Source organism: uncultured Kordia sp. (genome assembly GCF_947496985.1).
Classification (GTDB): Bacteria; Bacteroidota; Bacteroidia; order Flavobacteriales; family Flavobacteriaceae; genus Kordia.
In genome coordinates this window covers 1-206 of record NZ_CANMEZ010000059.1, presented here as the reverse complement: position 1 = coordinate 206, position 206 = coordinate 1, and the positions used below count along the sequence as shown (strand labels likewise).

1 protein-coding gene is annotated in these 206 nt (G+C 43.7%); it reads left to right on the top strand.

Annotation, left to right across the window (positions count from 1 at the left end; genetic code table 11):
• Positions 1-206 (top strand): hypothetical protein (locus Q0828_RS24485; protein WP_298428012.1); only part of this gene is annotated, 206 nt, incomplete at both ends.

The window sequence follows — 206 nt, the reverse complement described above, 5'->3', positions numbered from 1 at the left end:
GCTGATTTAGCGAGTGATACACCAATTGCCGATCCAACAGAATATCAGAATGTGGAGAATCCACAAACACTCTACATTCGCGCAACCAATAGTGCAGGTTGTACTACGGATATTACCATGACCCTGAGAGTACTTCCTATTCCAACACCGAATACCATGCCAGATCCACTCACAGCATGTGATGATGATACTGATGGGATTTTAGT